The sequence below is a fragment of the Vibrio sp. Vb0888 genome (assembly GCF_033338835.1).
Classification (GTDB): Bacteria; Pseudomonadota; Gammaproteobacteria; order Enterobacterales; family Vibrionaceae; genus Vibrio; species Vibrio alginolyticus.
In genome coordinates, this window is sequence record NZ_JAWOTL010000022.1 from 15,686 (window position 1) to 29,546 (window position 13,861).

At 46.8% G+C, this 13,861-nt stretch carries 10 protein-coding genes; 6 read left to right on the forward strand and 4 right to left on the reverse strand.

All coding sequences use genetic code 11. The features are described 5' to 3' along the window. Positions 1–115 precede the first annotated feature (115 nt). The 4 genes from rnr to trpS all read left to right on the forward strand — a co-directional run bounded on the left by rnr (position 116) and on the right by trpS (position 5,364). The gene (gene rnr / locus R7P72_RS20710) at positions 116–2,623 is read left to right on the forward strand and encodes a ribonuclease R (protein ID WP_005381394.1); all 2,508 of its coding nucleotides are present in this window, start codon (positions 116–118) and stop codon (positions 2,621–2,623) included. 67 nt (positions 2,624–2,690) lie between these two features. Beyond that, on the forward strand, positions 2,691–3,434 hold the full coding sequence (gene rlmB, locus R7P72_RS20715) for a 23S rRNA (guanosine(2251)-2'-O)-methyltransferase RlmB (protein WP_005381395.1): 744 nt from the start codon (positions 2,691–2,693) through the stop codon (positions 3,432–3,434). Positions 3,435–3,544: 110 nt separating this feature from the next. Next, positions 3,545–4,231: a phosphoglycolate phosphatase gene (locus tag R7P72_RS20720; protein WP_005381396.1), complete on the forward strand. Its 687-nt coding sequence runs from the start codon at positions 3,545–3,547 to the stop codon at positions 4,229–4,231. A gap of 116 nt (positions 4,232–4,347) precedes the next feature. Further along, positions 4,348–5,364 (forward strand): tryptophan--tRNA ligase, encoded by a 1,017-nt coding sequence (gene trpS, locus R7P72_RS20725; RefSeq protein WP_005381398.1) that lies wholly within the window; start codon positions 4,348–4,350, stop codon positions 5,362–5,364. Positions 5,365–5,421: 57 nt separating this feature from the next. On the opposite strand, the gene R7P72_RS20730 is transcribed toward trpS, so the two are convergent. Beyond that, positions 5,422–5,796, reverse strand: coding sequence for a hypothetical protein (locus tag R7P72_RS20730; protein ID WP_005381401.1), 375 nt, complete (start codon positions 5,794–5,796; stop codon positions 5,422–5,424). Positions 5,797–6,339: 543 nt separating this feature from the next. On the opposite strand from R7P72_RS20730, the gene R7P72_RS20735 reads away from it, so the two are divergent. Beyond that, a complete protein-coding gene (locus R7P72_RS20735) occupies positions 6,340–9,294 on the forward strand; it encodes an ExeM/NucH family extracellular endonuclease (RefSeq protein ID WP_213907343.1) in 2,955 nt (984 codons plus the stop codon). 167 nt (positions 9,295–9,461) lie between these two features. Next, positions 9,462–10,376 carry a LysR family transcriptional regulator gene (locus tag R7P72_RS20740; protein ID WP_005381405.1) on the forward strand — a complete coding sequence of 305 codons (915 nt, stop codon included), beginning with the start codon at positions 9,462–9,464 and terminating at the stop codon, positions 10,374–10,376. A gap of 6 nt (positions 10,377–10,382) precedes the next feature. On the opposite strand, the gene R7P72_RS20745 is transcribed toward R7P72_RS20740, so the two are convergent. The 3 genes from R7P72_RS20745 to R7P72_RS20755 all read right to left on the reverse strand — a co-directional run bounded on the left by R7P72_RS20745 (position 10,383) and on the right by R7P72_RS20755 (position 13,860). Continuing rightward, a complete protein-coding gene (locus R7P72_RS20745; protein ID WP_053303039.1) occupies positions 10,383–11,894 on the reverse strand; it encodes an AbgT family transporter in 1,512 nt (503 codons plus the stop codon). A gap of 52 nt (positions 11,895–11,946) precedes the next feature. Next, positions 11,947–13,119 (reverse strand): M20 aminoacylase family protein, encoded by a 1,173-nt coding sequence (locus tag R7P72_RS20750; protein WP_005381411.1) that lies wholly within the window; start codon positions 13,117–13,119, stop codon positions 11,947–11,949. Positions 13,120–13,266: 147 nt separating this feature from the next. Further along, positions 13,267–13,860 (reverse strand): NADPH-dependent FMN reductase, encoded by a 594-nt coding sequence (locus R7P72_RS20755; protein WP_005381413.1) that lies wholly within the window; start codon positions 13,858–13,860, stop codon positions 13,267–13,269. Position 13,861: the final 1 nt, after the last annotated feature.

The following is a 13,861-nucleotide window of genomic DNA, read 5'->3' on the forward strand; positions in this document are numbered from 1 at the left end:
CTCATTTGCATGCCTAGAGTCGATCTCGATCATTCTTTTTTCAAAGCAATTCTGTAGCTTATCGAGAGACTCAGATATACTAGCCATATACCTTCCTTGCTAGATAGGCGTGCCTATGTCAGACAATATTCCAAACGATCCTTTTGCAGATCGTGAATCCAAAAATTACGAAAATCCAATTCCAAGCCGAGAGTTTATCATCGAGTTTCTAGAGCAAGCGGGCGTTCCAATGAATCGTAACGACTTGTTTGAGGCACTAAAGCTTGAGGGCGAAGAGCAATACGAAGGGTTGCGTCGTCGGCTACGTGCGATGGAGCGAGATGGCCAACTGGTGTTTACCCGCCGTCAGTGCTATGCATTGCCTGAAAAACTTGAAATGGTGAAAGGTTACGTGATTGGTCATCGTGATGGCCATGGTTGGGTACGTCCAGAAGGCAGCGTCGGCAAGGATGATGATATTCTGTTACCGCACCATCAGATGAAGAACATCATCCACGGTGATTTTGTCTTAGTGCAACCGACAGACAACAGCAAGCGCGGCCGCCGTGAAGGACGTTTGGTGCGTGTGCTAGAGGAGCGCAATGATCAAATCGTTGGTCGTTTCTTCCTTGAATATGGATACTCCTATGTTGTCCCAGATGACTCGCGTATCAGCCAAGATATCCTGATCCCAAATGAGCACAAAGCGGGTGCACGCATGGGTAACGTAGTCGTAATTGAAATTACTGATCGTGGCTCACGCTCACGCGGCATGATGGGTAAAGTGGTTGAAGTCCTTGGTGAAAACATGGCACCAGGTATGGAAACACAAATTGCGATTCGTACACACCAAATCCCTCACGAATGGCCAGAAGCCGTCGATAAACAAATCGAAAACTTAGGCGAAGAAGTACCAGAAGAAGCGAAAGTTGGTCGTGTGGATCTACGTGATTTGCCACTAGTGACCATTGACGGCGAAGACGCACGAGACTTTGATGATGCCGTTTACTGTGAAAAGAACAAAGAAGGTGGTTGGCGTTTATGGGTAGCGATTGCTGACGTCAGTTACTACGTTCGTCCTGACTCTGCGTTGGACAAAGAAGCGATCAATCGTGGTAACTCAGTATATTTCCCGTCGCAAGTTGTGCCGATGTTGCCAGAAGTACTATCGAACGGCCTATGTTCGCTCAACCCGCAAGTAGATCGCTTGTGTATGGTGTGCGAAATGACCATTTCTGATACCGGTAAGCTGTCTGGTTACAAGCATTACGAGGCGGTGATGAACTCGCACGCTCGTCTCACATATAGCAAAGTGAGCGCGATTCTAGAAGGGGATGAAGAACTACGTGAGCGCTACCAGCCGCTTGTTTCTCATCTAGAAGAGTTGCACAAGATGTACAAAGTGCTGAAAGAAGCACGAGATCAACGCGGTGCAATCGAATTTGAAACCGTTGAAACCAAATTTATTTTCAATGCGGAACGTAAAATCGAAAGCATTGAGCCAGTAATTCGTAATGACGCGCATAAGATCATCGAAGAATGTATGATTTTAGCCAACATTGCTTCGGCATCGCTGGTAGAAAAAACGAAAGAGCCCGCGCTTTATCGTATCCACGAATCTCCAGGTGAATTACGTCTGCAAGGTTTCCGTGACTTCTTAAGTGAACTTGGTCTTGAGCTAAAAGGTGGTTTAGAGCCTTCACCAACGGACTATGCTGATCTCGCACGTCAAATCTCCGGGCGTCAAGATCAAGAGTTGATTCAGACCATGCTGCTACGCTCAATGAAGCAAGCGGTATACAACGCAGATAACGCGGGGCACTTTGGGTTGGCATTGAAACGCTATGCACACTTTACGTCGCCAATTCGTCGTTACCCTGACTTGTTACTTCACCGTGCAATCAAGTATCTGATTGCTAAAGAAGAAGGTCGTAATCAAGATCGCTGGACACCAACAGGTGGCTATCATTACTCGTTTGACGACATGGATTTTTACGGCGAACAATGTTCGATGACAGAGCGCCGTGCTGATGATGCAACACGTGATGTTGCGGATTGGCTGAAGTGTGAATATATGCAAGACCACGTCGGTGACGAACTAGACGGTGTTATTGCTAATGTCACTAGCTTTGGCTTCTTTGTACGTTTAACGGATTTGCACATCGATGGTTTGGTACATATTTCTACCCTTGCGAACGACTACTATCAATTTGACCCGATTGGTCAACGACTTATTGGTGAAAGTTTCGGTAACATCTACCGCTTAGGTGATGCAGTAAAAGTAAAAGTACTGGCTGTTAACCTCGATGATAAGCAAATTGACTTTGAATTGGTCGAAACAAGTCGTAAGCTACGCGGCGAAGGTAAGACTGCGAAGAAACGCGCAGCGGAAGCAAAACGCAAAGCGAAAGATAAAAAACGCGCTGCGACTCGCTCTTCATCGAAGGAAGGTGGCGCGGCTCGTGCAGTTCCTGCGATAGAGCCAACTAAACGCCCAGAAGAAACGGGCGCAACGAGTAAGCGTAATGGCCCAAAACGTGGTGACGCTGAAGGCAACGAGAAGCCTAAAGTGAAAAAAGCACGTAAAAAGAAGCCGCACAGTAAGCCGAAGAAAACCAAGCGCACTAAAAAAGAAGCGCAGTAGGTTGAAGCGCCAACTTAGTTCAAACTTGGTTGGCGCAGGCAATACGACCAGAACAACAGGTTAAACAATGAGTAACGAATTTATCTACGGCATTCACGCAGTGAAGGCGGTATTGGAGCGCGAACCAGAGCGTTTTATCGAGGCGTACGTTTTAAAAGGTCGTCAAGATGATCGCCTAATGCCAATCCTAAATGATCTTCAGGTTTGTGGTGTTTCTATTCAGCAGATGACACGTAAAACCTTGGATGACAAAGCGCGCGGTGCAAATCACCAAGGCATCATCGCTCGTGTGAAACCAGCGAAGCAGCTGAATGAGAACGATATAGATGACATCCTGGCGCAGCACGAATCACCACTGCTATTAGTGTTAGACGGAGTGACCGATCCACACAATCTTGGTGCGTGTTTACGTAACGCAGATGCGGCAGGTGCTGCGGCGATCATCGTACCGAAAGATCGTTCTGCACCGATGAACGCAACCGTAAGCAAAGTGGCTTGTGGTGCAGCTGAAGTCGTGCCATTGATCCGAGTGACTAACTTGGCTCGTACTATGCGTACATTGCAAGAGAAAGGCATCTGGTTTGTTGGTACTGCGGGCGAAGCAACGCACGACATCTACCAAGCAAAACTGACTGGACCCCTTGCTATCGTAATGGGGGCAGAAGGTGATGGTATGCGTCGTCTGACTCGTGAAACCTGCGACGATTTGATTAAGATCCCAATGGCTGGTAGCGTTTCAAGCTTGAACGTATCTGTGGCATCCGGCATCTGTTTGTTTGAGGCAGTTCGTCAGCGTATTGCTGCAAAGTAACGACGAAACAAACAGTTACTGTAGAATCAGACATAATGATAAAAACAAAGGATGGGGTGCCATCCTTTGTCGTTTTCACCGATTTATAAATAAAAATCCTCAGGGAAGTTATGACTCAACAAGACATTAAATTCATCGCCTTCGATCTAGATGGTACTTTGCTTGATAGCGTGCCAGATCTAGCTGTCGCGGCAGACCAAGCGGTACAGGCGCTTGGCTTTCCATCGGTTTCAGAAGAACAAGTTCGTGATTATGTGGGTAACGGCGCAGACGTGCTTATTGGTCGCTCATTAAGCCAAAGCCTGAGCATCAACCCGGAGCTGAGTGAAGAGCTTCGTGCTAAAGCGCGTGTATTGTTTGATGATTACTACGAGCAAAGCGGTCACAAGCTAAGTCATCTTTACCCAACGGTAAAAGAGACACTAGCAGAGCTGCACAAAGCGGGCTTTGTTATGGCGTTGGTGACCAACAAACCTTCAAAGTTTGTGCCTGACGTTTTGGAAAAGCACGACATCGCAAAATACTTCGTTGATGTCCTTGGCGGTGATGCATTCCCAGAGAAAAAACCAAACCCAGTAGCATTGAACTGGCTAATGGAAAAACACCAAATCCAACCAAGTGAAATGCTGATGGTTGGCGACTCGAAAAACGATATTCTCGCAGCAAAGAATGCAGGCTGTGCCTCATTTGGTCTGACATATGGTTACAACCACGGTGAACCTATTTCAGCATCAAATCCAGATTTCGTCGCTGACAGTTTGGCAGAATTATTGGACGTTGTAGCGGTTTCTGCATAACGGCTACAAAAGAGCTTCCAAAATACTCGTTAATGAGTACACTGAGTAAACCGTGCACCTATTACTGCACGGTTTTTTTCATTTAATTAGATTAAGAAGTCAAAGGAATCATTCTAATGAGCAAACCCATTGTATTGAGTGGTGTTCAACCTTCAGGTGAACTAAGTATCGGTAACTACTTGGGTGCTCTACGTCAATGGCAGCAGATGCAAGACGATTATGATTGCCAATATTGTGTGGTAGACCTTCACGCGATTACGGTTCGTCAGGACCCTAAAGCGCTGCATGAAGCAACTCTAGACGCACTGGCAATTTGTCTGGCAGTTGGTGTTGACCCGAAGAAGAGCACGCTATTTGTTCAGTCACATGTACCAGAGCATGCTCAATTAGGTTGGCTTCTTAACTGCTACACTCAAATGGGTGAGCTGAGCCGTATGACTCAGTTTAAAGACAAATCGGCACGTTACGCGAATGACGTAAACGTCGGTCTATTTGACTACCCGGTGTTGATGGCGGCTGACATTTTGCTTTACGGTGCACACCAAGTACCTGTAGGCAGTGACCAGAAGCAACATCTAGAATTAGCGCGCGATATCGCAACGCGTTTCAACAATATTTACTCGCCAGAGCAGCCAATCTTCCAAGTTCCAGAGCCTTACATTCCGACAGTAAATGCGCGTGTAATGAGCCTTCAAGATGCAACGAAGAAGATGTCTAAATCTGATGACAACCGTAAGAACGTTATCACGCTGCTGGAAGAGCCTAAGTCGATCCTTAAGAAGATCAACAAAGCGCAAACCGATACCGAAACGCCACCAAGTATCCGTCATGATATCGAGAACAAGGCGGGCATTGCTAACCTAATGGGTTTGTACTCCGCGGCGACAGGCATGAGCTTCGAAGAGATTGAAGCGAAGTACCAAGGCGTAGAAATGTATGGCCCATTTAAGAAAGATGTTGGTGAGGCAGTTGTAGCAATGCTTGAGCCAATTCAAGCAGAATATCACCGTATTCGCGCTGATCGTGCTTACATGGACGAGGTAATGCAGCAAGGCGCTGAGAAAGCCTCGGCACGAGCGGCTGAAACGCTTAAGAAAGCATACGAAGCAGTAGGTTTTGTAGCTCGCCCATAGTTGCTAAGAACGAATACGAAAAAGCTCCACTTTGGTGGAGCTTTTTTTATGCCTGTATTACTGAAATGGTGTGTCTTTCATACAGCGTTCCATGTCGTAATATTCAACACGTCCTCGAGCCCCTAGAAAGGCAGACTTCACAACCATGCCTCTATCAATGAAGTAACTAAGCTGTACGCATGATATATCGTAGCTGAGTTCTTTAATTCTCGCTGGAATCCAGTAGGTTCCTGGCGTTCTTAGACGCTGAGTAAAGGTAATAACACCCTCGTCACTGACTTCTAGCTCTTCAATACCATCCAGTTCATTTTTGGCTGATTCGATGATGTCTTGATTCGCCGTAGGTTGAAGTGGCTCACTGGCGGTCAACTGACACCCCGCTATCAAGCCAAGTAGGGAGAGAGCTAGCACACTGCGTTGAATTTTTTTCATTTGTCGTTCCTGGGTTTACAGCTAATGAGATCTTATTGTCTCGCGCAGGTGTTATATCTTTTGTGTATGTTTTTGGCTAGTGAGTAATGAAAAGTTATTGAATAAATCATGAAAACTTTGAAGTATGAGGGGCCTGTATAAGAGAGAACGAAGCGAGTAATAGATTCTTGGGCTTGAACAGTGATACAAGTGAAAATTAAAGCATTCTAAATTAGTGACTAATTATATTTTTTATTTGTAACGGAACGGTTGGGTTAATAAGCAACTCAACAAGTGATGTATTTTCTACTCCTTAACATGAAGTGAAAAAGTAAACTGAGTAATCAATCTAAATTCTGACTTGTTTATCAATAGCGCTCTGTATTTATTACAAAAAATGTTTGAATGGGATGCTCTGGCATATTTTCTTATATTCACATGTGATTCATTTCACGGCTTTAATTACTCATTCTTATTTATTTCATAAATAAACCTGATAGTAGACGCAAATGGCAGGCTCTAACCAGAGCTAAGTTTGCATTTACATAAATATCAGGTATGACAATGGACACGTTAATCAAACCCTCAATACTCGCATTAACCATCGCCAGTGCACTTAGTGCAAACGCGAACGCAGAGATTATTATTTCCCAATACGTAGAAGGCGGCGCTTATAATAAAGCGGTAGAGATCGCTAATACGGGTGATACTGCGGTGACACTCACTGGCTACGAGTTGGCGAAATCATCAAACGGTGGTGGTACTTGGGGCAGCACATTCGACCTTAGCCAAGTGACGATACAAGCTAACCAAGTGTATGTACTGGCGCATGGTGACGCGAGCGATGCCATCAAAGCTGTCGCCGATATCACAGATAAAAGCGTTGCGAACTTTAACGGTGACGACCCGATCGCACTGCTTAAAGATGGTGAAGTGCACGACATCATCGGTATGATGGGTGACGTAGATTTTGGTAAAGACACCACATTAGTTCGTAACAGTGATGCACTAACCCCTTCTGCTACTTATGATGCATCTCAGTGGACGGCATTTGAGAAAGACAACATTGACGGCCTTGGTGAGCTAAATGCGACTGAGCCACCAGCACCATTCGCTTGTGAAGTCGACGGTCAGCAACCTAACTTCACTACCATCCAAGATATTCAAGGTGAAGGCGATACGTCTCCATTCATTGATGGTTACCCATACATTACTGACGAAGATCATTTCGTAACTGGTGTCGTGACTGCTGTTACCACTGGCCTAACCAAAGGTTTCTACCTACAAGCATTAGAAAGCGACAACAACGACAAGACCTCAGAAGGCTTGTTCATTCATACCGACGCGGCGGACACGGCGCTGAAAGCTGGTGATGTTGTTTGTGTGAAAGGTAAAGTTCAAGAGTATTACAGCAATACTCAGCTTGCTTCTGATGCTAACAGCTATGTGAAAACAGGCACCTCTGAAACCTCTCGAGTTACCGATCTTGTTATCAAAGAAGGTGAGACACTACGTGATGCGCTTGAGCGTCATGAAGGGATGCAAGTTGAGTTAACCTCGGCAAGTGACTTGTTTGTAACTCGCAACTTCTCTTACGACTACGATTCACGTCGTAACAATATGATGCTCTCTCATGAAGCGCCATTGTTAAAGCCGACTCAATTACACGCGGCAGAGAGCGATGCAGCCGTTGAGCTAGCAAAAGACAACGCAGCAAACCGCGTATACCTAGAATCAGATGGCAAAGCACCAAACGGCCAAATCCCATACTACCCAGATTTTGCTAAAGATGCAGACCAAGATGGCTCTTCAGAGCAGCACATTCGCCTTGGTTCTCGAGTAGAAGGTCTTCAGGGTGTCGTGGCTTACAGCTACAACGAATACCGCCTGATTGCGACCAATGAAGTCGATAACACCAACTTTGTGACTTCAGGTGAAGGCTTCGATGTGGCTCGTAAAGATGCCCCAGCGATTGCGGACTCAGATTTGCGTATTGCAAGCTTCAACGTACTGAACTACTTCAACTCCGTGGCTGACAGTGGCCATGAAAACCCAACCGGACAAAACCGTGGTGCGACTAACCTAGATGAGTTCCTGATCCAACAAGCGAAAATCGTTGCAGCGATGAACAAGATGGACGCTGACATCATTGGTTTGATGGAAGTGGAAAACAACGGCTTTGGTGATGGCAGTGCTATCCAAAACTTAGTTGATGCCCTAAATGCTGAGATTGATGACGCTGAGGATCATTACACGTATGTCGAAATCGAAGAGCAAGACAAATACCAAGACGAATACTTTGGCAGTGATGCGATCATGGTGGCGATTTTATATCGTGCTAACACAGTAACGCCAAAAGACGCTGCAAAAGTGATCATCACGCCAGAGCAGCACATTGCAGAAAACACAATTACTCGTAAAGAGGGCACAGAAAGTAACCCTGCTTACGATAAGTACCAACGCCACAGTCTACTTCAGACCTTTACGGTGAAAGAGACGGGTGAAGATTTGTCTATTGTCGTAAACCACTTTAAGTCGAAAGGCTCTGAGTGTATTGAAGAGTGGATTGCTGGTGTAGAAGATTCTGAGCCAGCGGATCTGCAAGGCAACTGTAACAACTTCCGCGTTTCTGCTGCGCACGCAGTGGGTGAAGCGTTGAAAGAGGTGAAAGGCGATGTATTGCTCATGGGCGACCTCAATGCTTATGGCATGGAAGACCCACTTCTGACACTGACTGATTACTCGAAAGAGAAATACGGCCGTGACATTTATACTGCTGCTTACACAACCATTGGTGATGGTGAACTTCAAGTAGAGAAGACCAAAATTGAAAAAGGTTACGGTCTGCACAACTTAAACACGTTGCTGCACGGCACTGATACGTTTTCTTACACCTATTCGGGCGAGCTGGGTAATTTGGACCACGCATTGGCAAGCAGTAGCCTAGCGCAAAAAGTGGTAGCAATTGAAGATTGGCACATCAACTCTCTAGAAAGTAACTTGTTTGAATACAGCAGCAAATACACGGGTGACATGCCGAAGTACAAAGATGCGTTCTCAGCGTCTGATCATGATCCAGTGATTATTGCTATTGATTTGCCAGATGATGATATCTATTTACCGAAAGCGGGTGAAAACTTAGCTATTGATGTACGTCTACCACCAACTGCGGTTGCGGGCGATATTGTGACAGTGAACTTAACAGCATCCACACAAGCGGCCGCGACAAGCAGTGATGCAAAAGTTTACTCGGCTAGCCAAACCTTGACTCAAACTGACATTGACGCACGCAGCGTGAATATTGAGTTTGAACAAGCGCCAGAACAAGGTAATTACCAGTTAGAAGAGAAAGTGACAGACTCGACAGGTAATATCGTGAAGTTTAGCTCTGTTCGTGATGTTTCAATGACGCAAACTGAAACTGGAACAGAAGGGTCGAAGGATTCAGATGGTGGTTCGTTTGGTTTTGGCGCGCTATTTGCGCTGCTAGGTCTCGGCTTATTCCGTCGTCGCCGCTAAGCGAATTTACTTCCTGACAAACAGTTCCTAAATAACTGTAAAGACCAAAGGCCAGCCTATGCTGGCCTTTATGTTCAGAAAAAATATAGAAATGGATAATCATATTGACGTATTAGTTACCAAGTTTGGGTATACTTTTTCAGCAGAGCAAAGGGTGAGACTACTAAATGGACATTAGCTATCGTCAGCTCAAAGCTTTTATCGCCTTGGCTGAGGAACAAAATTTTACTTATGCCGCTGAAAAGGTGCACATCACCCAGTCTGCGTTGAGCCAGATGATGAAAAAGCTGACCCAGCAACTTACCAGCGAACTCTATCAGCGCCAAGGCAGGAAAATCATCCTCACCGAAGCGGGCGAGCAGTTGTATCAGGAAGCGCGATTTATCGTTAATCGCTTGGATAAACTAGTTCAGCAAAACAAAGACCGCCAACACGGCTACAACAAGTCGCTGGTGGTTTCGTCGCTATATACGTTGTGTGCATCCTTAGCGCCGAAAACCCTCAATGACCTGAAAAAGCGCTATCCAGATTTTACTTTTCGCTTAATTGAAGAACGGGTTGATGACATTACCCATTCAGTACTACAAGGGCAGGCAGACATCGGCATCAACACCAATCCGAATCACCCAGAATTGAACTTTGATTTACTGTTTCGCGATTACCTGTGCTTTGTTTGCCGGCAAGACCATCCGCTCGCCGAGCATAAGCAAGTCAGTTGGGAACAAGCGCATCAATACGCGTCGATTGGTGTCAGCCCTGGGAACAGTTTACGCACACTTGCTGACGAAGCGTTTCAACGCATTGGTTTAACCTATGATCCGGAGTTGAGCGCTTCGCATACCTCAACACTATTAGGGATGATTTCCAGCGGACTAGGTTCGACGATTCTGTCTTCCACTATCGGTGAGTTGAGCAACAACGTGGAAGTTCGCTTTATTCCGATTGTTCAACCGGTTCAGTACCGCTCAGTAGGGCTCATTACACGTAAAGAAACTCATCGAGAGTTAGTCGATGAGTTCAGTTTGATTTTGAAAAAGCATGTCAGCGACTGGGGCTTTGCTGAGTTTATCCCCAGTCGTTAAGCGACGTTACATTGGCCCGACGGGTAAACCTGTCAGCATGTAAATCAGGAATAGCCCGCCCCAAACACTAAATAGCACCAGAGCGTATGGCACCATCATCGCGAGGAAAGTACCAAATTTCACTTGCGGGTTATATTTGGCGATCAGCGCCAGTACCATCGGAATATATGGATTGGTCGGTGAAATGATGTTGGTGGTGGAGTCGGCAATACGGTAGCCCATTTGCGTAATTTGCGGGTCTACGCCAAGTAACATAAAGAGTGGGATAAATACCGGGGCCATGATCGCCCATTGCGCCGAACCACTAAACACAATCATGTTCATCACGCCAGCAAGCATCATAAACAGCGCCATCATCGCCAGCTTTGGCATCTCGACAGACGAAATCCATTCCGCACCATTCACCGCAATAAAGATAGCTAAATTAGACCACTTAAACCAAGCAATGAACTGGGCAATCACAAATACCAAGACAATGTAGCCGCCAACGCCCTTGAGCGCTTTGGACATCAAGTCAGGAATATCACTGGCTTGTTTGATCGTACCCGCTTTGACGCCGTAAACCACCGCATTCATAAAGAAGAATGCCATGATGATCGGGATAATCCCTTTTAGGAAAGGTGAAGGTACCAAACCGCCGTCTGCATTACGCAGAGGTGAATCGGCTGGCAGCAGGGCGGCCAAAAGCAAAGCGATAAACACCAAAGACGCTGCTCCAGCCCATTTCAACGCACTCTTTTGCTTAGTGGTAATTTCAAAAGACGGTTCACTATCGGCGTGGTTGGTTGTCACTTTATGCGCGAATTTAGGCTCGATGTATTTGTCGGTGATGAGCGTCCCTGTGACGACTAAAATCGGAACGGAAAGCAACATAAAGTACCAGTTTGCTGCCGGGCTAACTTCGACGTGTTCAACGATGGCAGACGCTTCGGTTGAAATACCGGAAAGTAATACATCGGTGCCAGCAATAAATAGGTTGGCGGTAAACCCAGCCGCGACCGCGACAAAACCTGCGGCGATGCCGACAATTGGGTTGCGGTTGGTTGCCGCAAAAATCAGACCTGCGAGAGGGGGAACCAAAATGAACGCAGCGTCTGAGGCGAGGTTACCGATGATACCAGTGACGAAAATCGACGCGGTGACAAACTGACGCGGCGCGTTGAGCAATGATTGTTTGATTGCACTGTCGGCCAAGCCTACTTCTTGCAATAGCCCCACCGCTAGCATCATACATAAGACCAATCCGAGTGGTTTAAACGAGACGAAGTTATTCACCGTCGATTGCAGGATGTAAACCAGACCTTCACCACTGATTAGGCTCTTAACGTGCACTACTTCACCCGTAGATGGATGGGTCACGCCGCCGCCAATAAACGAGAATAGGCAAGAGAGCAGCATGACGCTGAGGCACAGGAAGATAAACAAATAGAAGGGATGAGGGACTTTATCGCCCAGTCGCTCAATGCGGTCGATCATTGACGCGCCTGAACTTGATTTTTGCGTAATTGCAGTCGACATTGTTAGAACACTCCTTTGTGTAAAAAGGGGAGTCACTTCCCCTCATTTGTTGTTATTGCTGTTCAATCAAATTGATAAAGTAAGCGGCGCCAATCGGCAGCAGCCGATCGTTAAAGTCGTAGGCTTTGTTGTGCAGGCCAACGCTGCATCCTTGCTCCTCAGTGCCGTTGCCGATAAAGCCGTAGCAACCCGGTACTTTGTTGAGGAAAAAGGCGAAGTCTTCGCTGGTTAGCATAGCTTCACAGCTTGGGTTAACGCGCTCAGCTCCAACGGTTTGAGCCGCTGCGTCGATCGCTCGCCGAGTTTCGTTTTCGGTGTTAACCGTCGGTGGGTGAGAAATTGGTCCGAGTTTAAATTCTGCTTGCATCCCGTGCGCCTTGGCGCTGTGAGCTACTAGTTGCTCGAGTCGTTCAACCAAGCTATCTCGTGTTTGTTGAGACAAAGTACGGAACGTACCGCTCATATGAGCTTGGTCGGCGATGGCGTTGGTTGTTTCTCCACAATGCAGCTGTGTGACCGAAACCACTAGTGGATCAAACGGGTCGTAGTTGCGGCTGACCATGCCTTGAATACCTTGGTAAATATGGGTCGCGACAAGTAATGGATCTTGGGTTGTGTGTGGTAAGCCAGCATGACCACTTTTTCCGTCGACAGTGACAAACAGACGGTCAGAGCTCGCCATTATTGGCCCCGTCTTAAATGCGAAATGCCCTTCAGGAATGCCCGGCATATTGTGCAGAGCGTAGCATTCGTCGATCGGGAAGCGCTCTAACACGCCGTCGGTGATCATGGTCTCGGCGCCACCGCGACCTTCTTCTGCCGGTTGGAATATCAGCACCGCTTTGCCTGCAAAGTTACGCGACTGGGCCAAGTAGCGCGCAGCGAGTAACAACATAGTGGTGTGACCGTCATGGCCACAAGCGTGCATTTTACCGTCGTGGCACGAACGGTGGGCAAATGTGTTGGCTTCATGGATGGGTAGCGCGTCCATGTCGGCGCGAAGACCGATGCTCTTTCCGTCCCCGAGCGAGCCGTGAATCACACCCACCACGCCCGTTTTGGCGAAATCAGTACAGATTTCATCGACGCCGTACTTTTCGAGCTCGGCAACCACTAACGCTTGAGTGTTATTTTCTTCAAAACCTAATTCTGGTTGTTTATGAATGGCATGACGGAGACTAATCGCGTCGGCTAACCAAGGTTCTAAGACTTCAATAATGTTCATACATCTCCCCTTTAATTGAGAATGATTTAACACTATTGAAACAATTCAAACAAACCGGATTACTACTGAAACTATTAGCGTTGCTAATAGTTGCTTGGAGAGAGGTTAAACTAAACGCCGCCCAATACTGAGCGGCTTAAATGACGATTACATCCCGTAGGTGAATGGTTTACCAAGCGGCAGCATGTCCTGATGCACTGGTGCTAATGCGCTCGCGTAATAGCTGAGCAGTTTCAAGGTGTATTGGGTGCGAGCGACAAAATCACTGTCATCGCTATTCGCATCTTGATCGATGAGTTTATCGCTGTTGCGCACAATGAGGTGGTCAGGCAAAAAGCACACGTGGTTATTTTTGCTGCCGGTCATGCGCAATTCGCTGATCGGGTAAACACCGTTGATACTCACGCTGACACTCACCAATAGTGCAGGTTTATGTGCCAGTTCGTTTGCTGTCGTCAGCAATAGGAAGTTTTTCAGCGCAGGGGTTGCCATCCCGTGCCATTCCGGTGTGATAAAGACAAACGCGTCAGACTCTTGCAGTTTTTGCGCGATTGGTGTCCAAACATCCCACTCTTGGATACCTTGCCAAACGCCTTCATTCCAAAATGGCAGGTTCAGTTCATGCAGGTCGAGGATCTCCACTTGGTCGAATTCTTGCAAACCGTGCTGTTTGAGAAAACGAGCTACGTTGAGACTTTGTGAATTTGCCCTTTGGCTGCCAGAGACAATCGTTAGTTTCATA

Excerpts from the sequence above, each read along its gene's own strand:
- R7P72_RS20755 (WP_005381413.1), bottom strand. The coding sequence starts at position 13,860 with ATGAAACTAACGATTGTCTCTGGCAGCCAAAGGGCAAATTCACAAAGT.
- trpS (WP_005381398.1), top strand. The coding sequence starts at position 4,348 with ATGAGCAAACCCATTGTATTGAGTGGTGTTCAACCTTCAGGTGAACTA.
- R7P72_RS20750 (WP_005381411.1), bottom strand. The coding sequence starts at position 13,119 with ATGAACATTATTGAAGTCTTAGAACCTTGGTTAGCCGACGCGATTAGT.
- R7P72_RS20720 (WP_005381396.1), top strand. The coding sequence starts at position 3,545 with ATGACTCAACAAGACATTAAATTCATCGCCTTCGATCTAGATGGTACT.
- R7P72_RS20735 (WP_213907343.1), top strand. The coding sequence starts at position 6,340 with ATGGACACGTTAATCAAACCCTCAATACTCGCATTAACCATCGCCAGT.
- R7P72_RS20740 (WP_005381405.1), top strand. The coding sequence starts at position 9,462 with ATGGACATTAGCTATCGTCAGCTCAAAGCTTTTATCGCCTTGGCTGAG.
- R7P72_RS20745 (WP_053303039.1), bottom strand. The coding sequence starts at position 11,894 with ATGTCGACTGCAATTACGCAAAAATCAAGTTCAGGCGCGTCAATGATC.
- rnr (WP_005381394.1), top strand. The coding sequence starts at position 116 with ATGTCAGACAATATTCCAAACGATCCTTTTGCAGATCGTGAATCCAAA.
- rlmB (WP_005381395.1), top strand. The coding sequence starts at position 2,691 with ATGAGTAACGAATTTATCTACGGCATTCACGCAGTGAAGGCGGTATTG.
- R7P72_RS20730 (WP_005381401.1), bottom strand. The coding sequence starts at position 5,796 with ATGAAAAAAATTCAACGCAGTGTGCTAGCTCTCTCCCTACTTGGCTTG.